The sequence below is a fragment of the Pseudomonas sp. PARCl1 genome, from assembly GCF_947311875.1.
GTDB classification, from domain to species: Bacteria; Pseudomonadota; Gammaproteobacteria; order Pseudomonadales; family Pseudomonadaceae; genus Aquipseudomonas; species Aquipseudomonas juntendi.
This window is the reverse complement of the sequence record NZ_CAMZMX010000033.1, coordinates 36,211-60,958: the sequence shown is the minus strand read 5'-3', so window position 1 is coordinate 60,958 and position 24,748 is coordinate 36,211. Positions and strand designations below refer to the sequence as shown.

The 24,748-nt window shown below is 57.5% G+C and carries 28 protein-coding genes; 15 read left to right on the top strand and 13 right to left on the bottom strand.

Annotation, left to right across the window (positions count from 1 at the left end):
• Positions 1-824: 824 nt before the first annotated feature.
• Entirely contained in the window at positions 825-1,964 is a 1,140-nt protein-coding gene (locus tag QME24_RS17240; RefSeq protein WP_281690933.1) for a glutathione-independent formaldehyde dehydrogenase, read from the top strand.
• Between the two features lie 92 nt (positions 1,965-2,056).
• Here the strand turns inward: QME24_RS17240 and QME24_RS17235 are convergent, their stop codons facing one another.
• The 3 genes from QME24_RS17235 to QME24_RS17225 form a co-directional block, all read right to left on the bottom strand.
• Complete coding sequence (locus tag QME24_RS17235; RefSeq protein ID WP_016711391.1) at positions 2,057-2,305, bottom strand: hypothetical protein; 249 nt, start codon at positions 2,303-2,305, stop codon at positions 2,057-2,059.
• A gap of 78 nt (positions 2,306-2,383) precedes the next feature.
• The gene (locus QME24_RS17230; protein ID WP_281690932.1) at positions 2,384-2,848 is read right to left on the bottom strand and encodes a hemerythrin domain-containing protein; all 465 of its coding nucleotides are present in this window, start codon (positions 2,846-2,848) and stop codon (positions 2,384-2,386) included.
• A 90-nt stretch (positions 2,849-2,938) separates the two neighbouring features.
• Positions 2,939-4,693 (bottom strand): glycoside hydrolase family 15 protein, encoded by a 1,755-nt coding sequence (locus QME24_RS17225; protein ID WP_281690934.1) that lies wholly within the window; start codon positions 4,691-4,693, stop codon positions 2,939-2,941.
• A gap of 340 nt (positions 4,694-5,033) precedes the next feature.
• On the opposite strand from QME24_RS17225, the gene QME24_RS17220 reads away from it, so the two are divergent.
• Entirely contained in the window at positions 5,034-5,174 is a 141-nt protein-coding gene (locus QME24_RS17220) for a hypothetical protein (protein ID WP_016711387.1), read from the top strand.
• A gap of 27 nt (positions 5,175-5,201) precedes the next feature.
• Here QME24_RS17220 and QME24_RS17215 read toward each other — a convergent pair whose 3' ends face one another.
• Genes QME24_RS17215 through QME24_RS17205 form a run of 3 tightly spaced genes read right to left on the bottom strand, consistent with a single transcriptional unit; the run spans position 5,202 to position 6,676 of the window.
• Complete coding sequence (locus QME24_RS17215) at positions 5,202-5,645, bottom strand: YetF domain-containing protein (RefSeq protein WP_104886485.1); 444 nt, start codon at positions 5,643-5,645, stop codon at positions 5,202-5,204.
• Between the two features lie 9 nt (positions 5,646-5,654).
• Positions 5,655-6,161 (bottom strand): hypothetical protein, encoded by a 507-nt coding sequence (locus QME24_RS17210; protein WP_281690931.1) that lies wholly within the window; start codon positions 6,159-6,161, stop codon positions 5,655-5,657.
• Positions 6,162-6,172: 11 nt separating this feature from the next.
• Positions 6,173-6,676: a CinA family protein gene (locus tag QME24_RS17205; RefSeq protein ID WP_281690930.1), complete on the bottom strand. Its 504-nt coding sequence runs from the start codon at positions 6,674-6,676 to the stop codon at positions 6,173-6,175.
• 152 nt (positions 6,677-6,828) lie between these two features.
• On the opposite strand from QME24_RS17205, the gene QME24_RS17200 reads away from it, so the two are divergent.
• Positions 6,829-6,990 carry a hypothetical protein gene (locus tag QME24_RS17200; RefSeq protein ID WP_162998278.1) on the top strand — a complete coding sequence of 54 codons (162 nt, stop codon included), beginning with the start codon at positions 6,829-6,831 and terminating at the stop codon, positions 6,988-6,990.
• Positions 6,991-7,043: 53 nt separating this feature from the next.
• On the opposite strand, the gene QME24_RS17195 is transcribed toward QME24_RS17200, so the two are convergent.
• Entirely contained in the window at positions 7,044-7,901 is an 858-nt protein-coding gene (locus QME24_RS17195) for an SDR family oxidoreductase (protein ID WP_274072721.1), read from the bottom strand.
• Positions 7,902-8,097: 196 nt separating this feature from the next.
• Here QME24_RS17195 and QME24_RS17190 point away from each other — a divergent pair, with 196 nt between their 5' ends.
• The 9 genes from QME24_RS17190 (at position 8,098) to QME24_RS17150 (ending at position 13,841) form a co-directional block, all read left to right on the top strand.
• A complete protein-coding gene (locus QME24_RS17190) occupies positions 8,098-8,622 on the top strand; it encodes a hypothetical protein (protein ID WP_281690929.1) in 525 nt (174 codons plus the stop codon).
• Positions 8,623-8,654: 32 nt separating this feature from the next.
• Positions 8,655-9,728 carry a M42 family peptidase gene (locus tag QME24_RS17185; RefSeq protein WP_281690928.1) on the top strand — a complete coding sequence of 358 codons (1,074 nt, stop codon included), beginning with the start codon at positions 8,655-8,657 and terminating at the stop codon, positions 9,726-9,728.
• Between the two features lie 72 nt (positions 9,729-9,800).
• Positions 9,801-10,892 carry an alpha/beta hydrolase gene (locus QME24_RS17180; RefSeq protein ID WP_281690927.1) on the top strand — a complete coding sequence of 364 codons (1,092 nt, stop codon included), beginning with the start codon at positions 9,801-9,803 and terminating at the stop codon, positions 10,890-10,892.
• Positions 10,893-10,947: 55 nt separating this feature from the next.
• On the top strand, positions 10,948-12,045 hold the full coding sequence (locus QME24_RS17175; protein ID WP_281690926.1) for a catalase family protein: 1,098 nt from the start codon (positions 10,948-10,950) through the stop codon (positions 12,043-12,045).
• Between the two features lie 116 nt (positions 12,046-12,161).
• Positions 12,162-12,455 (top strand): DUF6555 family protein, encoded by a 294-nt coding sequence (locus QME24_RS17170; RefSeq protein ID WP_060510441.1) that lies wholly within the window; start codon positions 12,162-12,164, stop codon positions 12,453-12,455.
• A 38-nt stretch (positions 12,456-12,493) separates the two neighbouring features.
• Positions 12,494-12,652 (top strand): hypothetical protein, encoded by a 159-nt coding sequence (locus QME24_RS17165; RefSeq protein ID WP_280168064.1) that lies wholly within the window; start codon positions 12,494-12,496, stop codon positions 12,650-12,652.
• 16 nt (positions 12,653-12,668) lie between these two features.
• Complete coding sequence (locus tag QME24_RS17160; RefSeq protein WP_281690925.1) at positions 12,669-12,893, top strand: DUF2188 domain-containing protein; 225 nt, start codon at positions 12,669-12,671, stop codon at positions 12,891-12,893.
• Positions 12,890-13,324, top strand: a complete 435-nt coding sequence (locus QME24_RS17155; RefSeq protein WP_281690924.1) for a DNA methylase — start codon at positions 12,890-12,892, stop codon at positions 13,322-13,324. Before QME24_RS17160 ends, QME24_RS17155 begins: the two co-directional genes overlap by 4 nt.
• Before the next feature lie 82 nt (positions 13,325-13,406).
• The gene (locus tag QME24_RS17150) at positions 13,407-13,841 is read left to right on the top strand and encodes a response regulator (RefSeq protein WP_196996719.1); all 435 of its coding nucleotides are present in this window, start codon (positions 13,407-13,409) and stop codon (positions 13,839-13,841) included.
• Here QME24_RS17150 and QME24_RS17145 read toward each other — a convergent pair.
• Positions 13,838-14,254 (bottom strand): low affinity iron permease family protein, encoded by a 417-nt coding sequence (locus QME24_RS17145; RefSeq protein ID WP_196996718.1) that lies wholly within the window; start codon positions 14,252-14,254, stop codon positions 13,838-13,840. The two genes, QME24_RS17150 and QME24_RS17145, sit on opposite strands and share 4 nt — an antisense overlap.
• A gap of 166 nt (positions 14,255-14,420) precedes the next feature.
• Here QME24_RS17145 and QME24_RS17140 point away from each other — a divergent pair, with 166 nt between their 5' ends.
• Positions 14,421-15,764, top strand: coding sequence for a cation:proton antiporter (locus tag QME24_RS17140; protein WP_196996717.1), 1,344 nt, complete (start codon positions 14,421-14,423; stop codon positions 15,762-15,764).
• Positions 15,765-15,823: 59 nt separating this feature from the next.
• Here QME24_RS17140 and QME24_RS17135 read toward each other — a convergent pair whose 3' ends face one another.
• Positions 15,824-16,042 carry a general stress protein gene (locus QME24_RS17135; protein WP_004573951.1) on the bottom strand — a complete coding sequence of 73 codons (219 nt, stop codon included), beginning with the start codon at positions 16,040-16,042 and terminating at the stop codon, positions 15,824-15,826.
• A gap of 136 nt (positions 16,043-16,178) precedes the next feature.
• Positions 16,179-16,631, bottom strand: coding sequence for a response regulator (locus QME24_RS17130; protein ID WP_261240412.1), 453 nt, complete (start codon positions 16,629-16,631; stop codon positions 16,179-16,181).
• Positions 16,632-16,897: 266 nt separating this feature from the next.
• Between QME24_RS17130 and QME24_RS17125 the strand changes: the two genes are divergently transcribed.
• Complete coding sequence (locus QME24_RS17125; RefSeq protein WP_085677703.1) at positions 16,898-17,176, top strand: hypothetical protein; 279 nt, start codon at positions 16,898-16,900, stop codon at positions 17,174-17,176.
• 57 nt (positions 17,177-17,233) lie between these two features.
• On the opposite strand, the gene QME24_RS17120 is transcribed toward QME24_RS17125, so the two are convergent.
• Genes QME24_RS17120 through QME24_RS17110 form a run of 3 tightly spaced genes read right to left on the bottom strand, consistent with a single transcriptional unit; the run spans position 17,234 to position 20,041 of the window.
• Entirely contained in the window at positions 17,234-18,559 is a 1,326-nt protein-coding gene (locus tag QME24_RS17120; protein WP_281690923.1) for an SDR family oxidoreductase, read from the bottom strand.
• A gap of 32 nt (positions 18,560-18,591) precedes the next feature.
• A complete protein-coding gene (locus tag QME24_RS17115) occupies positions 18,592-18,825 on the bottom strand; it encodes a PLD nuclease N-terminal domain-containing protein (protein ID WP_196996714.1) in 234 nt (77 codons plus the stop codon).
• 13 nt (positions 18,826-18,838) lie between these two features.
• On the bottom strand, positions 18,839-20,041 hold the full coding sequence (locus tag QME24_RS17110) for a zinc-dependent alcohol dehydrogenase (RefSeq protein ID WP_281690922.1): 1,203 nt from the start codon (positions 20,039-20,041) through the stop codon (positions 18,839-18,841).
• A 513-nt stretch (positions 20,042-20,554) separates the two neighbouring features.
• On the opposite strand from QME24_RS17110, the gene QME24_RS17105 reads away from it, so the two are divergent.
• Positions 20,555-24,697 (top strand): CheR family methyltransferase, encoded by a 4,143-nt coding sequence (locus QME24_RS17105; protein WP_281690921.1) that lies wholly within the window; start codon positions 20,555-20,557, stop codon positions 24,695-24,697.
• Positions 24,698-24,748 lie beyond the last annotated feature (51 nt).

Genomic DNA, 24,748 nt, shown 5'->3' with positions numbered 1-24,748 from the left:
TCGCGTCCGCTTAAAAATACGCGGACACCATCGCCCTTAATGCTGGAGTTCGGAAGGTGAGTTCGCCGGACGCTTACGCATCTCATTCCGGGTATGGACTTGGCGAGTGGGGCCGCTGTTACCGAAGTTTTGAGAACTATTGATGATGAAGTGCTTGTGTCAGGGTTTCCTGATGAGATCGTAGGAGGGTTGGATTCAATCATCCCTGTCGTTTTTCACACCACCAGGCCTCCGCATCCTGGGAAAGTGGATTGGGAGTGGTTGAAGGCTGGTGTGAAAGCTCTGTACGAAGGAGGGGATCATTGTCCCGCTGTCATTTTCAGCCAGAATGGGATGATCGGTAGCGGTCGTTTGCAGGAGCCTTTCCGGCTGGTGTCGCCGATCAGTGACCCAGAGGGGGAAGTCTATGTAATAGACGAGTCGTCTGCATTGAGCATCGCGATCAAAATGACGTGGGATGAGGTAAGGGAGTTTCATGCCAAACGAAGCCAGGGAAATTCGCGTCCTTCTTTAGATAAGAATGCCGTCTAGGCCTCATCGAGACCTTGAGCAATATAACGTATGAGATCTAGCGCGGACATTTACTATCAGCAATGCTATAGATGATGGTGGCTCCATCGATGTCAAATCCAGTGTGCAATCTGGCACTGTATTCAGAGTCTCGCTTCCAACCTCATAGCTCACGCGATCCCTGTTCCGGTGGGAGCGACAGCATTTAGCGCCACCGGTCTGCCTCTACAATCAACACGATGAACGTACTGACGTTGGATTCACCTGAACAGAGTAGGGCGCTTTTCCGTCGCCCCTGACTTTGGGAGTTCAACATGAAAGCCATCGTGTACAACGGCCCACGTGACGTCGCGGTCAAGGATGTTTCTGACGCAAAAATCGAGAAGCCCACCGACGTACTGGTGCGTATCACCACGACCAACATCTGCGGTTCTGACCTGCACATGTACGAAGGCCGCACGTCTTTCGAGACAGGTCGAGTTTTTGGCCATGAAAACCTCGGCGAAGTGATTGAGGTGGGCGCCGGAGTCGACCGGGTCAAAATTGGTGATCGCGTCTGCCTGCCATTCAACATCGGCTGCGGGTTCTGTGAGAACTGCGAAAAAGGGCTCACGGGATTCTGCCTGACAGCCAATCCCGGTTCTGCCGGCGCCGCTTACGGCTTTGCTGAGATGGGGCCCTACCAAGGCGGTCAGGCGGAACTGCTCCGCGTTCCGTATGCGGATTTCAACTGCCTGGTGCTGCCTGAGGACGCCCAGGAACGAGAAGATGACTACGTCATGCTCTCGGATATTTTCCCTACTGGTTGGCATGCAACTGAGCTGGCCGGACTGCTTCCTGGTGAGAGCATTGCGATTTACGGCGCAGGGCCTGTTGGCCTGATGGCGGCGCATTCGGCAATCATCAAAGGCGCGTCCCAGGTTTTCGTCATCGACAACCAGCCGGATCGCCTACAGCTTGCCGCGCAGCTTGGGGCAACTCCCATCAACGCAGTCGAGCAAAGAGCAGTGGAAGAGATCATGAACCTTACCCACGGCAAAGGCACCGACCGGGGCTGTGAGTGCGTCGGTTACCAGTGCTGCGACAAGCATGGCCATGAAGCGAACTACCTCACCATGAACAACTTGGTCGCTTCAACCAAGGCCACTGGCGGCATCGGCGTGGTTGGGGTGTTTGTGCCAGAAGATCCTGGAGCGAAAAACGAACTGGCGAAGGAGGGCAAGATGGCCTTCGACTTCGGTGCGTTCTGGTTCAAGGGCCAACAGATCCGGACAGGTCAGGCGAATGTAAAGGCCTACAATCGCCGCCTGGCAGAGCTTATCCATCATGGGCGCGCCAAGCCCTCGCAGATCATTTCCCATCGTTTGAAATTGGCCGAAGGCCCAGATGCCTACAAGCACTTCGATGCGCGGGATGATGGCTGGACGAAAGTGGTGCTCAAGCCTGCTGCGTGATCCGCTCTCACTGCTTCCAGGGACGGAAGCTTGGTGAGAAGGGCAACCTGCATGTTTTAAAAGCAACCCTTCACCGGCTTGTCAGGGCGTTATCACCCGGCAATTTCCAGTTGCGTGTTCTTCCGCCACCCTCGCAGATTCATCGCGCAGAGGCAGAACTGTAGGATGATCAGAGCCCAGGCTTGTGCTTGCCAGCCCCACACAGCCCACAGCACGTTGCTTGCGATGAAACAGCAGAATCCAATCTTTCTTCTACCCGGACGGCGCGAACCGATGCACCAGGCTGCCAGCACGGTCATCACCATGGCAGGCCATTCAAGTAACCCAATCCAATATTCCATGAAACCTTCCAAATGATGATGGGGTATCTGAAGCTGATCACCTGCCAGCGTCCTGAGCGCTGGCAGGTGATCGCTCGACTAAGCCGCTCGCTTCTCGCCCTTGAGCATCTTTTTCTGCATTTCCATCGTTCGCCCCAGCTCCTCGAGGGTGTCCTTGCTGAGCAGCTCCTTCGCCGTGGGGAACAGCTCGCCTTCTTCTTCCTCGATGTGATGCTCCAACAACTCTTTCATGACCTTGACCCGCCCGGCGAATTCGACGGTGCCGGTTTCGGTATGCAGCAGGTCGGGTAGGACGAGGGAGTCAACAGTCCGGTGTTCTTCCTTGGCCTCGTAGTACATTTTCGCTTCTTCCTTGCCACCCGCTTCCTTGATGGCCGGATATAGAATTTCTTCTTCGAGCGCGGTGTGAATCTGCAGCTCCTGCTCGATCCTGTGGAGTAGATCGGCCCGTTTTTTCACTGCTCGCTCGGTGGTGGTCGACAGCTCTTCGAGCAGCTTCTTTACCAATTTGTGGTCTTGAATCAGTAAGTCGATAGCGTTCATGGCGTTACCTCATCACGGATTGGATGTAAGAACTTGCCTCTGGTTGAGTAGCCGCTAAGCGAGACGGTTCAACGCAGATGATGGCTGGCGTCATCGTTCAGGATGGCAACCTCCAATAGCCATTGCGGCTTTGAGGGCTGCCAGGTGAGTCAAGCCCTGAGGAAGGTTGCCCAGATACTGTCCAGTCTGCGGATCGATCATCTCCGAGTAGATGCCTACCCCGTGTGATAGCCCTTGCAAAGCATCTGCATAGGCGGCTACGGCATGTTCTTGCTGGCCGAGGATTGCCCAGGCTTCGATCAACCAGAATGTGCAGGCCAGGAAGCAACCTTCCTCTTCCTGTGCATCGGTGTAGCGATAATGGAAAGCGCCCCCCCCCAGATCATGGTCAATGGCTTGCAGTGTGCTGCGCATACGTTGTTTGCTGGGGTAACCGAACCTGACCGCCAGTGCCAGTGAGGCGTCCAGCCGGTCGCTGTCTGGATAGAACAGGTAGGCTTGGCGCTCCTCGCTCCAGCAGTGCGCCTCGATCCATGCCTGGATGCGCTGGCGCTCGCGATCCCAGCGTTCCCGGCAGGTGGTGGGAAGGTGGCCGCCATCTGCCAGTTCGATGGCCCGGCTCAAGGCTTGCCAGCAACTGATCTTGGACATCGTGTAGTGCTGCTTTTCCGGCAACTCCCAGATACCGGCGTCCTGCTGACGCCAACAGTCGGCGCACTGGTCGGCAAGGCCTGAGAGGAGCATGGCGCTCGGGGAATCAAGAATGTTGCCGCTGTCGATGAAGCAACGGGCGGTTTCGAAAATGTCGCCGAACACGCCATGCTGCAGCTGGTCGCGCGCGTCGTTGCCAACGATTGGAGGCGAGTTTTTGTAACCAGGGAGATCAACCTGGCGCACGCAATCACCAATGGCCCCGTCCAAGGTATAAAACACCCGTGGCCCATGTTCACTCAGGCGGCGCAGCAACCAGGTGAAGGCAGCCTTGGCTTCCGGCTGTGCGCCGATGCCCAGAAACGCTTCGATGGTGTAGCTGGCGTCGCGTATCCAGGCGAAGCGGTAATCGTAGTTTTTGCTGCCACCAATCCGCTCGGGAAGGGATGAGGTCGCTGCCGCCATGATCGAGCCACTTGGAGAGGACAACAGAAGCTTGAGGGCCAGCGCATTACGGACTACATGGTTTTGGTACGGGCCGTCGTAGACCAGCCCCTTCGACCATTGGCACCACTCACTGTGCGAGCCGTCGATGCGTTCATCGATCAAGGCCAATGGGGGCACCACCAGGGGCTCATCTCGTCCTGCGATGATTGCGACCACTGAGCGTTGTCCTGCTGCAAGGCTAAGGACAGCACGCACGCCCATGTCATCCTTGCGTTCGATGTGCACCTGATGGTCGTGCAGGAACATGCCGAGTATTCGGCCCGCATGAAAAACGCAGGCATTGTCATTCGGCGCCACGTAGGGGCTTACCGTGTCGGCTCGGGTTCCGAAGTCGATGGCTAACTCGAAATCGACCGTACCCTCGACACATTCGAGGCGCCTGGCAAGTTCGGCCCAAGGTAAACGCCCAGCGGGGCCACTGTTCAAGGACTCGGTCAGCCGCGCACGACCCTCGTGGGTGATGAAGAGTGTCTCGAGGACGTTGCTGCCTGGCAGGTAGCGCCGCTCAGCAACGAACGGCTCGTTGGGGGTAATGGAAAAGTAGCCTCCTGTTTGCGGAGCCAGCAGCTTGTCGAACAGGGGAGGTGAATCCATGTGCGGCACACACCACCAGTCGATGGAACCGTCCAGACCAATCAGTGCCACGGAACGCCCATCCCCGAGTGCACCATACTGCTCCAGGGGCAACCAGCCACCCTCATCTCGCTCAGGTGCACCCTGTTGAGCTTCTACCGGTTCTCTTTCCATCGGTGTGCCTTCGAGATCATGTGTTCTGATTCCGACATGGCTATCTGGCGTCTGGTTCGTCTTATGTGAGCGTTGCGCAAATAGAGGGAATTTAGGATTGGCATGAATATCTCATGTAAAGCGGGACACAAGGGAGCTTTGTGCCCTCGCATTACCCTGCAAGGAACAAGAACAAAAGGGGGCTTACATGAGTTGTCTGATTTGCGCTGGGCAAGCTGAGTCCGTCGAATGCACCGGTGGATGGGAAGAGCGACGCTGTTCTAAATGCGGCTGTTACCGAATGTCCCAAGCGCTCATTCTGGTGATGATGGAAGAGGGTCAGATTTTTGATACCGAGCGGATGCGGGCCTGGCTGGTATCCCGGCGCGAACTGATGCCCATCCCTACCATCGACCATAGCCAGGCGATATTTGCACTCTAAAAGGCCTGAGAGGTGGAGCTCCGTGCCTTATTCGGCAGGAATGATCGAAATCTTTCCATTGCGTTCGACGATAGCGAACTTTACCTGCTCAATGTTCTCGATGCCTTGGCTGTCCCGCGCTGACTCAAGGATATCGTCCTCCGTGAGTCGTGCGCGACGCATGCGGTGATGCAGGAAGCGCCCATTTTCAACAACCAGGGTAGCGTGCCCATCCAGAAACCTGGCCAAGGGCTTGGAGTTGAGCTTCGCGAGTGAAAGGCCGACGTCCAAAACGATCAGCGTGGCAATTACCAGCATGGCATTGGTGAATGAAAAATCCTCGCCCAGAAGTGCCTGCTGGGTGGCTTCCCCAATGATCAGCAACAAGACGAAGTCAAAGGTCGTCAGGTCGGCCAGTGAGCGCCGTCCGGCTACGCGAAACAGCAGCATAAGTGCGACGTACATCCCGGCTGCGCGGAGGATCGAATCCATGACGCACTCCTAGGGGTAAAGGAATGTGGAGAAGTGAACGGCGCTTTCAGGGCCAGCCCTGACGCTGCCCTCTAGAGTGCCTACGTGCTCACTTCGAAGGGTCAAGTACAAGGTGGCGACCCCATCTTGCTTAGTACCCAATTGGAACAGCATGGCCTGGCCATGCGACATCGACTGTTGTGGCTCCGGTTGCAACGTCTCGATACTGGCGTCACGGAGCAATGATCCCTCGAGTTGCACCTCCACCGGCTGACCAGGGATACCCTGAACGGTGATGAAAAGGCTGTCTGTCGTGCCGCTTCGGCTGAGGCGTTGATACTCAACCCGTACCCGGCCATCCTGGCTGACCACCTCGGCATCGCTTAACGGGCCATTACCGAACAGGCCTGCCAAGGCAAGCAGTACAATGGCCACAAGCACATACCATCCCACGCGCTCGAAGCGCCAAACACGCTGCTGCATCGGCATGTCTTCTTGAACAGGGTGACGCCTCGATACCCGTTCATCTTCCAACATGATCACAGCCCTCAGGCGCGCTCGCCGCGTAGCCAGCGCTGGTGGTAGTGGGAAAGCCGGGTCAACCCGAACAGGGCGCCTTGGCGCATGACCTCAGACCGCTCGCCGAAGAAACGTTGAGTGCGCGTGAAAACGGCAACGGGTTCGCCGGCAAAAGCCCAAGCAAAGCACATCGTCCCCGGTGGTATCCCGGACTCGGGCGCCGGCCCGGCTACCCCGGTGGTGGCGATCACCACATTGGCATCGCTGTCTCGCAAGGCGCCCAAGGCCATTTCCCAGGCTACTGCTTCGCTGGTCAGGCCGTATCGTTCGATGGTTTCGGCGCTGACCCCCAGCAGCCGCTTCTTGGCGCTGGGTGAGTAGACGACATAGCCGCTTTCCAGCACCTCTCCGGTACCCGGTACCGCCGCCAACAAAGCCACAAGACAGCCTGCAGTGCACGATTCTGCTGTGCTCAAAACCAGTTTGTTGTTTTTGAGATAGCCGAGGGCGGCCAGTACAGGGTCGTTTTCCATTCCAGAATCGACTCGCTTGTTTTGCGGTGGACGCGAGCCTGGGGTAATTGGTTCATCGCCCGTGTTGCCCGCCCATCTCCTGAGTGTCACTGACCTGAACTTTGCCCCGTAGATTGGCTTCCCTTGTTCAAAGGCAATGGGAGGAGAGCAACATGAAGAAAGTGAGCGTCAGCCAAAAAGAAGGTGCGCAGACAAGGCCGCATGGGGAAGAGGAGCGAGACAACGATGCTCATCGTCCGGATGGATCCACCGGCACATCACATGACTCGACAGCGCAAAAAACGGCCCGTGATCACGATCAGCACAAACGCTGAAACTGTCACGCAAAAAGAGGGTCAGGCTCGCCAGCACGGCGAGCCTCTTTTCACTAGAGGATCGGTTTGCCGCCAGTCACTGCGTAACGTGAGCCACTGATGTAACTGGCTTCGTCGGAGCCCAGCAGCACGTAGATCGGAGCGACCTCCACCGGTTGTCCGGGACGACCCAATGGTGTTTTGGAACCAAAGTGTGTGACCGCTTCCTCTGGCATGGTGGAAGGAATTAGAGGCGTCCAGATAGGCCCTGGCGCAACGCTGTTGACCCGAATACCTTTTTTGCCTAGCAACTGAGCCAGGCCAGCAGTGAAGTTGGCAATGGCCCCCTTGGTCGTGGCGTAGGCCAGCAGGCTGGGGGATGGATCGTCGGAATTGACCGAGCTGGTATTGATGATCGAACTGCCCTTGGGCATGGAAGGCAGCGCCGCCTGGCAAATCCGGAAGATGGCGGTGATGTTGGTATCGAAGGTTTTCACCCATTCATCATCGTCGATCTCTTCCAAGGTCTCGTGGGACATCTGGAACGCCGCGTTATTGACCAGGATGTCGATACGCCCGAACTGGCTGACGGTCTTTTCGACGATGTCGTAGCAGTGCTGTTTCTGCGCCAGGTCTCCGGGCAACAGCAGGCATTGACGGCCTGCGGACTCAACCCAGCGCGCGGTTTCTTGCGCGTCTTCATGCTCATTCAGATAAGCGATGGCGACGTCGGCGCCTTCACGGGCATAGGCAATCGCCACTGCTCGCCCGATGCCGCTGTCTGCTCCGGTGATAAGGGCAATCTTGCCTTCGAGTCGATTGTGGCCGGTATACGACTGCTCACCACAATCCGGGTAGGGCTCCATCTTGCGTTGTGAGCCGGGGACATTTTGAGGCTGCGAAGGGAAGGGTGGGGTAGGGAAGTCGCGCATGGTAGAAGCTCCTGCAGTTGAGAACGTTCATACCGGTTCGAAAGGCCCGACCTGCTCGTGTTGGTTTCAATCTGCGGTTGGTACGACGAGCGGTGCGGGATATCAATCCAATTGAATTTCATGCCCCACCGCCTGTTCTACCGAACTCAGCTCCAGTCTCATCTCTTCGCTCGGAGCCCAATTCCCGGAGTAGCGAGTGCCTCGAATCATTACCCCAGCGACCCCTGAGCACGAGATCAGCGAGCACAATGCCAGGATGTTTGGCTCTCCCAAGGAGCGTCTGGATTTTTACCGGCGTGAGATCCAGTACGAAACCAGCATCCTGGCCAACCGCACGGACGCCTACCTGGCGGCGCAGTCATTCCTGGTCATCGCCTTCGTCTCCTCCATGGGGAACCTCAATCAAGGATGGGGCGAGATGTTCACCCTGATCGTGCCCGCGTTCCTCGCCTTGCTCGGGGTGCTGAGCTCGCTCAACGCCTGGCCTGGCATCAGGGCGGCATACAACATCATCGATCACTGGCAGCTCAAGCAGAGCCACCTGCTGCGCAGCGAGCCGTTGATGGGGTTGGCTTACGACGAGTCGCCGCTGTTCTGTGAGGTGGAAACCTCACGTGCAGGGCATCGAAAGTCATTGCTGTTCTCGCTACGGACGCCGTGGATCTTTCTGGTGTTCTGGGTGCTATTGGGTAGCTACTCGGTGTACATCCAGCTGGCCTGAACACGTTTGCGTGCAAACAGGGAGGTAACGTTTTGAAGACTGAGGCATTACTGACCGAGCTCCTCAACGCCCGAGGGCCGGGCGGACAAGAAGATGAAGTACGGGCCATTTGTCTGCGCGAGCTGCGCCTATTCTGTGATGACACGCACATCGACCCTGCTGGCAATGTGGTGGGGGTGATTCGTGGGGGCCGTGCTGGTAGCCCAGAGGCAGCCATACGCGTTATGGCCCATCTCGATGAGATCGCGATGATCGTCAAGAATGTGCTGGAGAACGGCACCCTGGAGGTGCTCGCTCTAGGTGGTTCGCAACCGATAAGCTTCGGCGTGTGCCCTGTCGATATCCTGGGCGATGAACACATCCTGCCGGGTGTTTTGTCCTACGGCTCAATGCACAACAGCGGTCGGACTTCGAATGGAAGAGACGTGCTGACAGGTAATGTTCAGTGGAAAGATGTCTACATCGTCACGCGCAAGAGCCAGTCGGAACTCCAGCAACTTGGCGTTCGGCCTGGTACTCGAGTCGTGCTCAGTCAGCACTGGCGTAAGCCCTTCAAGGTACATGACTGTATTGCCGCTCACTTCCTCGACGACCGAGCTCCGCTGAGCGCGGTCATTCTCTGCGCGAAGCTGCTGAGTGAACGCCGAGAAAAACTGAAGCAGGACGTTTGGTTTGTGCTTACGACGCTGGAGGAAGAATCGAATGCTGGCGCCATGTACGCAGCTTCCCGGCTGCCCGGCGACACCACAATCGCGGTCGAGGTTGGCCCTGTACTTGAGGAATATGGCACGGAGCTTTCGGCCAATCCGATCATCAATACCGGCGACCAGAAGGGATACTACAGCCGCACCGTGGTGCAGGGCCTGATCGCCGCTGGCCTGAAGGCCGGTTTTAAGCCCCAGTCGGCATTGCTCGTCGATTTTGCATCCGATGCAAGCGCGGTGATGAGCGCCGGGATCGATGCCCGGGCTGGTTGCATTGCGATACCGACCGAGAATACCCATGGCTTCGAAATGGTGCTTCTGGAGGGGATTACGGCCTGCGCCGCAACACTGGTCGAATTCATGCTGGATGCCCATCTGTCCGACATTTCAAGAACTGGCTGAACGCCATTGGAGTAGGGCGCCCTGAGCTTAAGACAGGCGAAGAAACCTTCGCCCTCGCCTTGGGAGTGTCCTATGCAAAAGTGCCATTGGGTAGCTGCGGTTTCGGTCTTGGGGGTCTCGATAGCGCTGGGCGGGTGCGCCCGCGATCCTGAAAAGCGCTCGGTCTCCGAGCTTGCTGTGAGTGGCACCAAAAGTCTTTTTCGCACGGATTCCGACATGCAGAAGCTGCTGAACAAGTTTGCCAGCTTCGATGCCAAGGCCATCGAGAAGACCACTCCACAGGAGGCCCGTCAGCAGCCGAGCATGGCCGATGCTGTGAAGGGCGTGCTGGAAGATCAGAAACGCAGTTCGAGCCCCGAGTCATTGGTGCCCGGCGTCACCACGCGGGAAATCTCGATACCCAGCCCGTCAGGCTCCATGCCGGCCACGGTGTATACGCCGCCAGGCAATGGCCCTCACCCAGCGGTGCTGTTCTTCCACGGCGGCGGCTGGGTGATAGCAGATCGGAAAGTTTACGATGGCGGCGCACGCGGGTTGGCCAAGCAAGCCGATGCCGTGGTGGTATCGGTCGATTACCGTCTGGCGCCAGAGCACAAATTCCCCGCTGCGCATGACGATGCCCTGGCGGCTTACCGTTGGCTGGCGAGAAACGCCGCCTCCGTTGGCGGCGATCCAGAGCGCCTGGCTTTGGCCGGCGAAAGCGCAGGCGGCAACCTCGCCGTCGCTACTGCAATGGGCGCCCGAGATGCTGGCCTGACAGCACCGAAACACGTCCTTTCGGTGTATCCGGTTGCGCAGTCGAGCACCGATACAGCTTCCTACCTCAAGTACGCCGATGCCATGCCGCTGAATCGTCCGATGATGCTGTGGTTCATCGGCCAGGTCACCAGTTCGCCTGCCGATGTCCAGGATCCACGTATCAACCTGGTCAAGGCTGACCTGCATGGCTTGCCTCCGGTGACCATCATCAACGCGGAAATCGATCCGCTGCGCGACGATGGCGCCCAGTTGGAACAGGCGCTACGCACAGCAGGTGTGGCGGTAGATCGCAAAGTCTACGACGGCGTGACGCACGAGTTCTTCGGCACTGCCGCCGTCGTGAAGAAGGCTGAGGACGCACAGGCCTATGCGGGTCAGCGCCTGAAAACTGACCTCGCCAAATAGAGCGCACGCATGCGTTGAAGCCAATCAGTGCCCTTGAGGCAGCCGGAGAATCCTGATGAATAAACAACCGGATACACCCGTTGCAGTTGTGCCGCTGCGCTTCCAACCCTCTTTCGAGCAAATTCCGGATGACGAAGCCGAGACGAGCAGGGAGCTGGCTGAAACCCTGCGGCAGATCATGGAAACCACGTTCAAGGACAACGGCCACGCCAACCGCAGTGTCCATGCCAAGGGACACGGATTGCTGCGCGGGAAAGTGACCATCCTTGAAGGACTGCCAGCGGAACTGGCACAAGGTGCCTTTGCCAAGCCCGGTACACTGCCGGCCTATCTGCGGTTTTCCACCAACCCAGGGGATGTGCTCGATGACAAGGTATCGACCCCGAGGGGCTTGGCCCTCAAGATCGTGGGTGTCGAAGGCTCCCGCCTGCCTGGCAGTGAGGGGCAGGTGACCCAGGACTTCGTCACCGAGAATGCCAAAGCCTTCACCTCGGCAACGCCCAAGGCGTTCCTGAAAACGCTGAAGATGCTCGCGAAGACGACGGACAAGGTACCTGGCTTGAAGAAGGCACTGTCAGCCGCACTGCGGGGAGTGGAATCGCTGGTCGAATCGGTGGGCGGCGAAAGCGCTACGCTGAAGAGCCTCGGTGGCCATCCCCAGACGCATATTCTGGGCGAGACCTTCACCACGGTGGTGCCGATCCTCTACGGCCCTTATTACGCCAAGCTGGCCATTGTTCCTGTGTCGCCCTCGCTAACCGAGTTGACTGATCTCAAAGTGGAGCTGAAGGGCGACCCGGACGGGCTTCGCCATGCCGTCGAGGCGTTTTTCAGGCAGAACGGCGGCACCTGGGAGCTGCGTGTGCAGCTGGCCACTGACATCGAGAAGATGCCCATCGAGGACGCATCAGTGAAATGGTCGGAAGCGTTGAGCCCCTACGTGACAGTTGCCAGGGTAGAGGTCGAACCGCAGGCCGCCTGGGATGATGAAAAGGTACGCGCCATCGATGATGGCATGGCATTCAGCCCCTGGCATGGGTTGGCTGCGCATCGTCCCCTGGGAGGCATCATGCGGGTGCGCAGGCCCTCATACGAAATGTCAGCGCAGTTTCGCGCTACGCACAATGGGTGCCCGATTCACGAACCGCGTTGAATTCACGCAGTTGGCAGATTTTCCATCCATGAGCGACGTGCATGCCCCCTGGCAATCCGATGGAATTATCTCTTCTACGGCTTGCTCAATAGCGTATGAACTAGGGAGCGGATCTTGTGCCAGCACTTCAATTGTACGTAATCGAGTATGACCTGCACGGTGACCATCGGACGTTCATCATCCGCTTGGAGAAAATGGACAACGCCGTGGCTTGGCACTGGGCCAGTTGCGATGCCGGCGTTGGCATCATCCCAAGATTCAGTCAGCAGAAAATCAAGTTGGTCAGTCGACCGATGGCCGAGCGCTATGGCATCGCTAAGGTGAAGTGGCGGCTCGCCGGCGATGGCCCTGAATTCGTAGCGCAACCTATCGATGTCAAAAAATTCTCGGGGGTTGCTGAAGGTACTTGAAGCCCGGCGCCCCGATCCATCTGTTTTGAGGTATTGCCATGCAGCCGAAAACCGAAGGCTCCGAAGAAAAAGGGCCAAGCGACGTGCCCTTCATTAACGATCCGGAAAAGCCCACGTCGCCGCCACTCAATGACGCTGATGCAACGGAGGCAGCCGAGGCAGAGGAAGACATCCAGGATGACGGCGAATCCATTTAACCAAGAGGAGCACACGATGGACAATTACCACCTCAGCCCGACATCAGAAGGATGGGAATTGAAGAAAGCCGGTGGTGAACGCGCCTCCAAACGAGCGTCGACGAAGCACGAGCTCGTCAGCGCCCTTGCGGATTTCTTTGATGGAAAGACGGCGTCGGTGAAGATCCATAAAGCGGATGGCACTATCGAAGAGGAACGCACCTACCCACGATCTGCTGATCCGCGCCGTAGTAAAGGTTGAAGACTATAACTGCCTGTGACCTCGGCATTGAGGTCACGGATGCCCTTGGCGTGTTCAGATGGTTGTTGGCCAGCTTTCTCATGGGGAAGCGCATCCGCGCCACCGTAGCAGTGCAGGCGTACCGGATGCTTGTCGATCAGCAGGGCCTGGATACGCCGATTAAGCTTGCCCAGACTTCTCATTCCACACTGGTCAGACTGCTCGGGCAGGCCGGCTATGCGCGCTACGATGAATCCACTGCCCGACGACTGCATGATCTTGGCAACAAGGTAGAAGTGGAACTTGCTGCTCAACTTGAGGCACTGCAGGAAGAATCAAATGCTGAGGGATTCAAGCGCTGGCTACTGAGTTTCGAGGGCGTAGGCCCAAAGACCGTGGAGATTTTCATGCGTGAAGGCTTGGCTCATTTGACGAAGTTGGAAGGCCATTGAGCATGGGTGGCCTTTAGCCCCCATCGACGCATGTCCGGATGAGTGAAACACTCGAAAATCTAACCATGGACTGGAGAAGGTGATGAAGCTCGACGTCGAGGGTTTGTCGTTGTCAGGTAAGGCGGTAGTTGTGGTAGAAGACGATCCAACGCTTCAGACCCTACTGGTGGACATCCTGATCGAGCTGGGCGCTACCTGTGATGCGTTCGATAACTCCGAAGATGCCTTGATTCACTTGATGGGACTCAAGAGCGACTGCTCGTTGATCGTTGTCGACCATGGTGTTCCGGGAAGCATCAAAGGCATGGAGTTCATCTCCATGGCACACGAAAGGTGGCCTGGACTACCCGCCATTCTGACTTCTGGCTACCAGCTTGATGCTTCTCAGGTGACACCACCCGTTACCTACCTCTTCAAACCGTGGTCGATAGACGAGCTCGCTCAAGCAATTGGCCAGGCGCTTCACCCTGCAAATGTACCTTCAACTCTCCCGCCGTCCGACCAACAAGGTCTCTAGCGCTGCAGGTTATCCCGAGCAGCATCGTCCGTCTGATGTTCAGCAGGCGCCTGATGGTGGGGATCACATTCGCTGCCCATCGCCTGATATTCCTTGCGAAGTTTATGGATTTCCCGGTTATCGAGCGCTTCGAGATCCAATACCGACTGCTCCGCAGATTTCGTAGCGCGAATCAGCTCGTCGAGCTTCACGTGGATGATGTCGTTATCCCGGTTCTGGGTGTTCTGAATCAGGAAAACCATCAGGAATGTGATGATGGTGGTCGACGTGTTGACGATAAGTTGCCAGGTATCGTTGTAGTGAAACCAGGGCCCAGAGGCAGCCCACATGGCGATCAACACCACGGCGATCAAAAAGGTGCTCGGCTTACCGGCGTGGTTGGCGAGCCATTGGCAGAACTGGGCGAATTTCATGACGTAATCTCCACTGCGATCTATAGGGTTTGACCGCAGTGAAGGGCTGAAATCTTTTTTTACATTTACCTCAGGTATTGGGTGAACCCACTAAGCGCAGCGGAACGACGTGGCGTGACGGAAAGTCAAAAAAATACTCGAAAACTTTCCCAAGGCTTCTGCGCAGATGACCTTCATCGTCTGGTTCGCCATGCTGGGCGCAGTCTTGCTGCTGCTCGCACTCTCATCCTCCTACCTGCGCTGGATCCCTGTGACCTCGTCTGTGGTGTGCCTTGCCTTGGGTATCGGGCTGGGTACATCGGGGCTGGGTTTTCTTCAACTGGACTTGAGCAAGTCGAGCGGGTGGATGGAGCACCTCACAGAGGTCGCCGTGTTGTTTTCGCTGTTCTTCAGTGGCTTGAAATTGCGCGTGCCTTTGCACAACCACCGTTGGTGCAGCGCCTTTTTTCTAGCGGGGCCGGTGATGTTGATCTGCATCGGTGGGGTAACGCTGGTGCTGCATTACGGCCTGAACCTGGGGTGGGGTGTCTCGCTACTGATCGGGGCGATCCTCGCACCCACTGACCCTGTTCTCGCAACTCTGGTGCAGGTGGTTGATGCCCAAGACGATGATCTTGTCCGTTTCAGCTTGTCGGGTGAGGCAGGGCTCAACGACGGCGTGGCGTTTCCCTTCGTCATGCTTGGACTGTTCCTGCAACAGGACAATGGCCAGGCCTGGTTCAGTGACTGGTTGCTCAAGGACATGCTGTGGGCAGTAACCGCAGGCCTGTTGCTTGGCTACTGGATGGGGCGCGGCCTGGGCAAACTCACGCTGTTCTTGCGTCTGCGCAACGACGACAGCACCGTCTCGCCCAATGACTATCTGGCCCTTGCCCTGATTGCGTTGGCATACGTGAGCGCCGAGTCGATACAGGCCTATGGGTTCCTCGCGGTGTTCGCTGCGGGCCTCGGTTTACGGCAGGCGGAGGTGCAGACCGCCAATAGCCCGGAAGAGCCGGCTGCTGAACATCTGGTACAGCCTGTGGTGGGTCACCAGCACGTAGCGCCGGAGCTAGCCGTCAAAGGCGATGTGAAGGGGCTCGACGACTCGCAGGTAGCAGCGGGGATCATGTTGGGTGACATGCTGGCGTTCGGTAGCCTGATCGAACGGGCAATGGAAGTATTTCTGGTGACCATGCTCGGGGTAGTGCTCATTGAGCATTGGGACTGGCGGGCAGTGCTGGTTGCCGGCGCTTTGTTTTTTGTCATTCGCCCCATCAGCATCCTGCTGTTCCCGGCTCGAGGAATGCTTGATATCCGCCAGCGCGGGCTTTTAGGGTGGTTTGGTATCCGGGGTATCGGCAGCTTCTACTACCTGTTCTATGCCCTCAATCATGGGCTGCTTCCCACCTTGGCCGCGCAGAGCATCAACCTGGTGCTGTCCGTGGTGGCGTTGAGCATTCTGCTGCATGGGTTGAGCGTCCAGCCGCTCCTTGCCAGATACGAAGCGTGGAAGGAGAGGGTCTCCTGATGGCCGTTCATGAGAAAAGTGCCAGGGCAGCTATTGCCCTGGCACTGGATCACCGCCAGTTAGCGGTTTTCGCTACCGCGACCGCCGCCGTGGCTGTTTTGCCCGCCTTTACGGCCCGCCTCGGAGGCACGCTCACGGTCGTTGGCAAAATTGCCGCCTGAACTCTGGCCGCCTTTGCGACCTGCCTCCGACGCTTTCTCGCGATCATTGGCAAAATTGCCAGGATTGTTCTGAGCAGTACCACCTTGATGGCCACGATTGGTTTGGTTGTTAGCCATGATCTTTCACCTCATGTCGTCACACAGGAAAGTCTGTGTTCAACTCGGACGTCGGGGCGCGGGGTGTTTACTCCGTGGGTTTTGGCCGAGGCCGACGGGTTGCGCGAAAGAACCGGTGCAGGCGTGTGTGGCGTCCTTAAGCTTTGTTCGCGAACGTTTGGAAAGGATCAAGCTTGGCAGACGCCGACCTTCCAGCCCCGTCGGCGTGGTTAAGCTGAGCGCAGAGCAGTTCCTGGAGCTGGGTTATTGGCCACGGCTTAGGAAGGAACTCCGCACCTGGCGGCAACACTCTCCCTGCAAATTCGTAGTATCCGCTCATGACAATGATGCGCGTCTGAGGTTTTTGCTGGCTTGCCATCCAGGCAAGATCAACCCCATTGAATAAACCAGGTGTTTGTACATCCGTTATCAGCAGCGTCCAATCTTGCTTCCTCAACGCCTCATTGCCGTCATCGGCAGTCGCCACCGCTGTCACCATGGCTCCCCAGTCTTCTAGGTACAGGCTTAGAAGCTCTCGGATCATGGGTTCGTCCTCCACGATGAGAACAGTTGGGCGGATTATCTTCGCAGCGGAATGCAGCTCTTTCATACGGGTACTCGGACATGCGGCTGCAGGAAGGGAGGGACATCCAGGTCTGCTTGCTTTCTTCCAGCAAGACGTAGCAGCGCGCCATCACTACGACATCGCCAGCGTTCAAGAAATTCACTCCAACTAGAGTCAGTGCCATCCATTTCCATCCGTGAGCGGAACTGTAACGGGGCGACCCTCTGGAAACATCGACGCCGCTGACACCGCTTTACTGAACCTCTGGAATCTTCGTGACTCAACCCTCCATCAGCGTGTGAGGCCTCCTGATGCGAACGCTCGAGAAAAACCTGTCTGCCGCCCAACTGCTGAAGCTCAATTGTCTGGCGGTTTGGTATCGGGTGCTTGAAGACAGGGCATTGCGCATGGACTCGCCTGACGACTATCACGAGGAACTGCTTCGCCAGGCCGATGAGATGGATCGTCGAGGGATTATCTGCTGGCAGGAATGGCGCGATCTTCGTCTGGAGGCTGACGCTGCTTACTTGAGAGCGGTAGCAGGGGAGGACTATCGCCATGTTAATCCCACGAGTTCGTTAGCAAAGTAGGGATCGAACGTGATCTCGCAATGAAACCACGCTCATTCCTCTGTAAGCAGACCTTCTCTATCTATCCCCGCGTCGTGAATGTGTGAGGCTAAAACCCAAAAGGATTCCCAGCACCGCTGCGCCGATCAGCAGCGGCGTTTTATCTTTTGGCTTCCTCCAACCTCCGTCGATACCCCTCCTGCCACTCGGAGGCTCAAAGAGGTTGCCTGACGATGCTTCGGCTATGGGGCTGCGATTTATCCCCCAGCGCGTCAGCCTCCCTGACAACAGTGGCAGGTTTGGTATCAGGTAGCTGGCCAAATGTGCGAGGCGCGCCGCAGCGCCAACCGTGGTGTGAGCCCGAGGCGAGATTGCGCAGGCCACCATAGCCTTCGCCACCCTTTCGGGATCGTACACGGGGCCTGGCGGTGTCAGCGCATGCCCGGTGTAATTACCGCCGTCTCGGAAGCCTGGTGTGTCCATGACTGCTGGATAGATATCGCAAACATGGATGTTGGGAAACTCAGTCAATTCGCCCCGTAATGCCTCGGTCAGTCCACGCAAGCCGAATTTGCTCGCCGAATAAGCGGCGGCGTAGGGCTGGGCCACCCAGCTGCCCAGCGACAGCGTGTTGATCAGAATGCCGCTGCCCTGTGCCTTGAAGAAGGGAAGGGCGACGTAGGCACCTCGCAGGTAACCGATCAGGTCAGTCTGGATGACCTGCTCGTGCGCCTCCAACGGCGTTTCGTCGAAATTGCCGACCGCGCCGACCCCGGCATTGTTGACCCAGATATCGATCCGTCCATGTCCAAAGTCTGCGGCCTGAGCGGCCAGCGCTTGAACCTGGTCGCTGTGGGTGACGTCGGTCGTGATCGCTATGGCATCCGTACCGCAATCGGTGCACTCATCCAGCACGTCGAACAACGCCTCTTCATCGCGTGCGGCGAGTACCAGGCGAGCACCTTTGCACGCAAAGGCATGCGCGGCGGCTCGGCCTATGCCGCTGGATGCGCCGGTGATGACCACGACCTTGCCGCGCAGAGGCCCTTTGAGCGGAGCGCCACGGTCAGGCGCTTCTCGTTGCGCACCCGAGGCGCTGGGGTCAAGGGGGGCAACGGTTTCGCTGGCCTCGATCCGCGAGAGCTCAAGGGAGGTGCCATCGATCAGGGTCAACGTCAGCCCTTCGACCGTGCCTGCCTCCCGGTTTGGAAATACGGGCTCACCTTCGGCATCCAGGCTGTCGTAGATGAAGCGCGTACCTTCGAGCCAGCCCACGGCGGTGAGAAGCTCAGGGCCCAGGTAATATTTCCCGTCTTGAAAAAAGCCTGGAAACTGATGAGCGCGCTCCACGTTTTCCACGCGATAGCGTTCGCCTGATTTCATGCCTGTCGCTTGATTGATCATGTTGAAACCCCTGTAAGTGGAGCTCGGAGATGTCAGCCTTTGCTGTGCTCGTCGGAAGTGGGCCCGGTACCTCGCTTGATACCGCGCGGGCCAGCAACGCCCCAGATACCTAGGCCAACTACCGGTAGCGCGACGATCAGCAGGGCCCAGGCCGCTTTGACTGCATCTGACTTGTCGCTTCTGAAGACGCTGACGATGGCCCACAGATCGATGAGTAAAAGGATTGCCGCCACGGCAATCCAGAAATAGCTGGCGAGACCGTTCATGTGCTTGCCTCCTTTACACGTAGTCAGGGCCCAAGGTGCCCGCTGCCGCGCCTGGCACGAGGATGACCTTGCGACAGTTGTCCTGCTTCTGATCGAACATCTTGTAGCCCATGGCCGCTTCTTCGAGTGCAAGGCGGTGGGTGACGATCAGCTCTGGTTGCAGGCGTCCTGCTTCGATGTGTTCAAGAAGTTCAGGCAAGTATTTCTGCACATGGGTCTGGCCCATCTTGAAGGTGAGGCCTTTGTCGAACGCATCGCCGAACATGAACCCGTGAATGAAGCCCGCGTACACACCGGGGACACTCACGATGCCGCCACGCCGCACGGCAGCAATGCTCTGGCGCAATGCCTTGCCACTGCTGCCTTCAATCTTCAGGGCCGTCATCACCGTTTCCGCAGTGCTGCCCTTGGCCTCGAACCCGACCGCGTCGATCACCGCATCGACCCCTCGCATGCCAGGTGTCTGGCGGATGATGCTGTCGGCTGGATCGTCGTCCTGCTCGAAATTGATCGGTATTACGCCATAAGCCTCGCGGGCATAGGCCAGGCGGTAGTCGTTGTCATCGACCATGAAGATGGTCTGTGCCCCGAGCATTCGCGCACAGGCGGCACTCAGCAAGCCCACCGGCCCGGCGCCGTAGATCGCCACCGATGAGCCCTGGCCTATTTCGGCATTGATGACTGCCTGCCAAGCGGTGGGCAGAATGTCCGAGAGGAACAGCACCTTGTCATCGGCCAGGTCGGTGGGCACTTTGAATGGGCCTACGTTGCCCTTGGGCACCCTGACGTAATCCGCTTGGCCGCCAGGGATACCGCCATAGAGATGGCTATACCCGAACAATGCGGCGCCCGGTGGAATGCCTTTCTTGTTGATGATCGAGCCACGACCTGTGTTGGTGGTTTCGCAGGCAGCGAACAGATCGTGCTGACAGAAGAAGCAGCTGCCGCACGCGATCACAAAGGGAATCACTACGCGGTCGCCGACCTGCAGATTGGTGACGGCACTGCCGGTATCTTCGACGATGCCCATGAATTCATGACCGAAGATATCGCCCGCTTCGGTTTCGGGAATTTTGCCTCGGTAAAGATGCAAGTCGGAGCCGCAAATGGCTGTGGCGGTGACCCGGAGGATGATGTCGTCTTCTTGCTCGATGATGGGATCAGGAACGTTATCGACCCTGACATCGTTTGCGCCGTGGTAGGTCAGTGCTCTCATGGTGTTCTCTCCTGCAGCCGCAAAAAAATCCTTGGGTATGCAGGGGAAGCTCTGAAGAGTGGCAAAGTTCAGAGCAACCTGTTCAATGGTGACCTTGACGTTCGGCGAGGACGTACCTCGGCCATTCGTTCGACTACTTCGTCTTGAAGGAACACGATGATAATGGATGCCCCTCAGTTAAGAGGTGGCCAGAAAACCACGTCCTAGGATATGAACTAAGACCGCAAGTGATCAGTGGTTGAAGACATCCAAGCGCAAGACTAATGAGGGAATGAGGAGAGGTAGGGGAATCTTGCGACCACTTTGCAAATGGTAGGCACTATACTTTGGGATGTTCCTCAGGGATCAATATGATGGCGTTTCACAATCGTAGCCCTTTGTTCCAGCTTCCCGAAGCCTAACCCACCATATTGCTAGTGCCGCTTGGCTTCCCGTGATGGAGCCCATTGCAGCACTGGACTTCGACGCCCTGAAGCCGTCCTTCTCAGCTCACGATAAGACTCGAGACCCACGATGAAACCGACTACAAAGCGACCAACATCCATGCCGGAGCGAGAAGGCATCTTGCCTAGCCACCTGCGGTTCCCGGTGGTCGGTATAGGTGCATCGGCGGGCGGTCTGGCGGCGCTGAAGACATTCTTCGAGCAGATGCCTGCAGACAGTGGAATGTCGTTTGTCATTATTCTGCATTTGTCGCCAGACCACGAAAGCGTGGCCGACAAGATTATCCAGGCCTGTACGTCGATGCCTGTAATGCAGGTAACGGATACCGCACCCATTGAGCAGAACAGCGTTTATGTGATCTCGCCGGCCAGTCAATTGGCCATGAATGATGGCTATCTGAAGGTCACACCTGCTAATCGTCCGGCGGGAAGCCACGTCGCCATCGATCTCTTCTTCCGTGATCTGGCAGATGTTCACAAGGAATTCGCATTTTGTCTTGTGCTCACCGGCACGGGAAGCGACGGGGCCGTGGGCCTTTCTCGTATTAAAGAGCAGGGTGGGATCACCATCGTGCAAAGTCCCAACGACGCAGAATTCGATGGGATGCCTTTGGCAGCGATAGCAACGGGTATGGTCGACGCCGTCCTACCTATCGCAGAAATCCCTCACAAACTTCTCGAGATATGGCGCAATACCAGAGCCATCAAAATCCCAGCACCACATGATATGAAGGTCGCCTCGTCCTCTCCAGAGCTAGAGCGTGAGGTTGCAGAGCGGGTTCTGCTGGATATCCTGCTGCTCTTGCGAACCCGCACCGGGCATGATTTCAAACACTACAAGCGAGCGACGGTACTCCGGCGTATCGAACGGCGCCTGCAGGTGACGGCTCAGCCCGATCTGCCCGCGTACTACCAGTATCTGGAAAGCACACCTGACGAAGCCAAGCAGTTGCTGGGCGACATGCTGATCGGTGTGACCAACTTCTTCCGTGACCGAGAGGCCTTCGAGGCACTTGAGCGCCACGTGCTGAGCCCGTTGATGTCCACAGGCGAGGATAAAGCTCGCCCAGATGAGGTGCGCATCTGGTCTGCTGGATGTTCGACAGGCGAGGAGGCATACAGCCTGACAATCCTGTGTACCGAGCATCAGAAACTTGAGGCCAACCCGGTCAAAGTCCAGGTATTTGCCACGGATATCGACGAGCGCGCCATTGCGGTCGGTCGGACTGGTGCGTACCCGGAAGCGATCATCACCGACGTGCCACCCACGCGTCTGCGACAATATTTCCTCAAAGAAGGTGAGCACTACCGCGTCCGTAAGGAAGTCCGCGAGAAGGTCTTGTTTGCCAAGCACAGCCTGCTGTCCGACCCGCCATTCTCACAAATCGACCTCATCGTCTGCCGCAACCTGCTGATCTACCTGGATCGCGACATCCAGCGAGAAATGCTGCAGATGTTCCATTTTGCCCTCAAGCCGGGCGGTTATCTGTTCATGGGCTCGTCCGAGTCCGCCGATGCCTGCCCAGACCTGTTCACACCGGTCGACAAGCGCAACCGGATTTTCCGTGCGCGAGCGGGCGCCAATATCAACCGCCGGGCATCTTCTATGCCTCGTGGCGGCTTTGCACTGTCCAGCCTTGCCGCGCCGCCGCCCATGCTGCCGCCCACGCGCAAATTTTCGTACGCCGATATCCATCAGCGGGCGATGGCCGAGCAGATGCCGCCGAGCATGATTGTCGACCCCAATGGCGACATCCTGCACATGAACGAGGGGGCTGGCAGATTCTTGCGTTACGTCACGGGGGAAGTTGGACGAAACGTCCTGGTGCTGATCATGCCGCAGTTGCGCCTGGAGCTTCGCACCACGCTGTACCAGGCCCAGCAAAGTGGTAAAGCCACGCTGTCCCGCAAGATCCGGGTGAACGATCCTGAAGGCGACTACCTGGTCGATATCACGGCGCGTCCCTTCAAAGACGAAGCTACCGATCAGGATGTGCGTACCATCGTGTTCAACGTCACGTGCATCGAGCCCGGCGCCGATCTGCTCGACCTGGATTTGCAAACCGAGAACAAGGTGCTGGCCAGCCTGGAGAACGAGCTGCAGCGAACCAAGACTCACCTGCAGGAAACCATCGAACAATCGGAGGTCTCGAGCGAAGAACTCAAGGCGTCGAACGAGGAAATGCAGGCCATCAACGAGGAGTTGCGCTCCGCGACGGAAGAGCTGGAAACCAGCAAGGAAGAGCTTCAGTCGATCAACGAAGAGCTGCTCACGGTCAACTACGAGCTCAAGACCAAGGTCGAAGAAACCGACAAGATCAACGACTACCTGGCGAACCTCATTGCCTCCACGGATATCGCCACGGTGTTCGTTGATCGCAATATGCATATCCGCTGGTTCACGCCACGCGCCAAGGAGATTTTCAGCATGCTCCCGGTAGATACCGGGCGCTCGCTGTTGGACATCACCCATCGCCTCAATTATCCGGAGTTGGCCGAAGACGCTTCTTCCGTATACGAATCGCTGACCATGCTAGAGCGGGAAGTCAGCAGCGCCGATGGCCGCTGGTACATTGCCCGCCTTCTTCCGTACCGCTCCAGCGAAGACCATATCGATGGCACGGTGTTGACATTCATCGATATCACCAAGCGTCGCGAGGCCGAGGAAGATCTGCGCCTGGGGCAGGAACGCATGCGCCTGGTCGCCGAAAGTACCCACGATTTCGCCATCATCATCCTGGATGAGCACGGCAAGATCACGGACTGGAACACCGGTGCTCAGCTGATCTTCGGTTACACCGCTGAAGAGGTCATCGGCTCCTCCCACGAGCTGATTTTCTCCGCTGAAGACCGCAGCGCGGGTGTCCCCCAGACCGAGATGCGTCATGCCCGTGAGCATGGGCGCGGAGAGGATGAACGTTGGCACGTGCGCAAGGACGGTAGTCGGTTCTTCTGCAGTGGAGAAATCGCGTTGCTGCGTGCCGAAAGCGCTCTTGGTTACGTGAAGATCGCTCGTGACTTGACGGGGCATAAACGGCTGCACGATGAGCAGAGCAGAAAGCTTGCCGAGACACAGAGCACCATCCACATGAAGGATGAATTCTTTGCCATCATGTCCCATGAGCTCAAGCACCCGCTCAACCTGATTCAACTGAACGCAGAAATTCTTCGAAGGCTCCCTTCCGTTCGCAACACCGAGAATGCCAGCAAGGCGGTCGGCGCCATTGGCGAGGCTGTTACAAGCCAGGCTCGAATTATCGATGACTTGCTCGATGTCGCTCGCATTCGTACCGGCAAACTGAAGTTGAAGACCCGCTTGCTCGATATCGGTGCCATGCTGAATGAAATCCATTCAATCGTTATCGACGAGTATCCCAACGCAGAGATCACCCTAGAGAAACCGAGCGCGGAAGTGCCGGCGATGATTATCGACGGCGACCCGACCCGCCTGGAACAGGTGATCTGGAACCTTCTGCAAAATGCGCTGAAGTTCAGCGGTGAAGCGGCCAAGGTACGTATTGTGCTCAGCAAGGCGGACAAGCACGCCCACATCGATATCATCGACAACGGTGTAGGATTGCCTACTGCCGAACTTGAAAACGTGTTCGACCTGTTCAAGCAGGCCAGACCCAAGCATGCCACCCACCAGCGAGACGGCCTGGGTATCGGCCTGTCGCTGGTTCGCCAGCTGGTACAGGCGCATGGGGGCTCCGTCGTTGCCCGATCTGCGGGTATCGGTCATGGCTGTACGTTCAGTGTCTCGCTGCCGCTTTCTCAGGAGCTGATCAAAGAGCCGAAGGATGGGGATGAAGCCGGCGAGCCCCAAGGACGATTGAAGGGTCTCAAAGTCTTGCTGGTCGATGACTCGCCAGAAGTCCTGGAGGTGATGCGTATGCTGCTTGAAATGGAGCGTGCCCAGGTCAAGAGCTACAGCGATCCTGCCCAGGCGCTTGAGCATTCACTCCAGGAGCGCTTCGATGTCATTCTTACCGACATCGGAATGCCGGAGATGGATGGACATGAGCTGATCAGTGCCCTTAGGGCCGGCAAGGTTCATAAGTACACGCCTGCGATTGCACTGAGCGGTTATGGCGTGGCGACGGATCCTCACAAGGGCAAGGACATGCAGTTCGACCGACACCTCACCAAGCCTGTGCAGTATGACGACCTGGTGGGTACCATCGAGTCGCTGTGTAAAAGCGCATCGTCCTGACGTGTATCAGCAAGCCCTTCGCTCTGAACTCTCAGAGCGGGGGGGAGCAGG

What these genes read in the sequence shown, in the direction of transcription:
- QME24_RS17145 (WP_196996718.1), bottom strand. Translation starts at nt 14,254, where the DNA reads ATGAAATTCGCCCAGTTCTGCCAATGGCTCGCCAACCACGCCGGTAAG.
- QME24_RS17195 (WP_274072721.1), bottom strand. Translation starts at nt 7,901, where the DNA reads ATGCGCGACTTCCCTACCCCACCCTTCCCTTCGCAGCCTCAAAATGTC.
- QME24_RS17150 (WP_196996719.1), top strand. Translation starts at nt 13,407, where the DNA reads ATGAAGCTCGACGTCGAGGGTTTGTCGTTGTCAGGTAAGGCGGTAGTT.
- QME24_RS17140 (WP_196996717.1), top strand. Translation starts at nt 14,421, where the DNA reads ATGACCTTCATCGTCTGGTTCGCCATGCTGGGCGCAGTCTTGCTGCTG.
- QME24_RS17200 (WP_162998278.1), top strand. Translation starts at nt 6,829, where the DNA reads ATGAAGAAAGTGAGCGTCAGCCAAAAAGAAGGTGCGCAGACAAGGCCG.
- QME24_RS17160 (WP_281690925.1), top strand. Translation starts at nt 12,669, where the DNA reads ATGGACAATTACCACCTCAGCCCGACATCAGAAGGATGGGAATTGAAG.
- QME24_RS17210 (WP_281690931.1), bottom strand. Translation starts at nt 6,161, where the DNA reads ATGTTGGAAGATGAACGGGTATCGAGGCGTCACCCTGTTCAAGAAGAC.
- QME24_RS17110 (WP_281690922.1), bottom strand. Translation starts at nt 20,041, where the DNA reads ATGAGAGCACTGACCTACCACGGCGCAAACGATGTCAGGGTCGATAAC.
- QME24_RS17220 (WP_016711387.1), top strand. Translation starts at nt 5,034, where the DNA reads ATGTCCCAAGCGCTCATTCTGGTGATGATGGAAGAGGGTCAGATTTTT.
- QME24_RS17130 (WP_261240412.1), bottom strand. Translation starts at nt 16,631, where the DNA reads ATGAAAGAGCTGCATTCCGCTGCGAAGATAATCCGCCCAACTGTTCTC.
- QME24_RS17215 (WP_104886485.1), bottom strand. Translation starts at nt 5,645, where the DNA reads ATGGATTCGATCCTCCGCGCAGCCGGGATGTACGTCGCACTTATGCTG.
- QME24_RS17165 (WP_280168064.1), top strand. Translation starts at nt 12,494, where the DNA reads ATGCAGCCGAAAACCGAAGGCTCCGAAGAAAAAGGGCCAAGCGACGTG.
- QME24_RS17135 (WP_004573951.1), bottom strand. Translation starts at nt 16,042, where the DNA reads ATGGCTAACAACCAAACCAATCGTGGCCATCAAGGTGGTACTGCTCAG.
- QME24_RS17230 (WP_281690932.1), bottom strand. Translation starts at nt 2,848, where the DNA reads ATGAACGCTATCGACTTACTGATTCAAGACCACAAATTGGTAAAGAAG.
- QME24_RS17125 (WP_085677703.1), top strand. Translation starts at nt 16,898, where the DNA reads ATGCGAACGCTCGAGAAAAACCTGTCTGCCGCCCAACTGCTGAAGCTC.
- QME24_RS17115 (WP_196996714.1), bottom strand. Translation starts at nt 18,825, where the DNA reads ATGAACGGTCTCGCCAGCTATTTCTGGATTGCCGTGGCGGCAATCCTT.
- QME24_RS17240 (WP_281690933.1), top strand. Translation starts at nt 825, where the DNA reads ATGAAAGCCATCGTGTACAACGGCCCACGTGACGTCGCGGTCAAGGAT.
- QME24_RS17205 (WP_281690930.1), bottom strand. Translation starts at nt 6,676, where the DNA reads ATGGAAAACGACCCTGTACTGGCCGCCCTCGGCTATCTCAAAAACAAC.
- QME24_RS17235 (WP_016711391.1), bottom strand. Translation starts at nt 2,305, where the DNA reads ATGGAATATTGGATTGGGTTACTTGAATGGCCTGCCATGGTGATGACC.
- QME24_RS17175 (WP_281690926.1), top strand. Translation starts at nt 10,948, where the DNA reads ATGAATAAACAACCGGATACACCCGTTGCAGTTGTGCCGCTGCGCTTC.
- QME24_RS17180 (WP_281690927.1), top strand. Translation starts at nt 9,801, where the DNA reads ATGCAAAAGTGCCATTGGGTAGCTGCGGTTTCGGTCTTGGGGGTCTCG.
- QME24_RS17120 (WP_281690923.1), bottom strand. Translation starts at nt 18,559, where the DNA reads ATGATCAATCAAGCGACAGGCATGAAATCAGGCGAACGCTATCGCGTG.
- QME24_RS17105 (WP_281690921.1), top strand. Translation starts at nt 20,555, where the DNA reads ATGAAACCGACTACAAAGCGACCAACATCCATGCCGGAGCGAGAAGGC.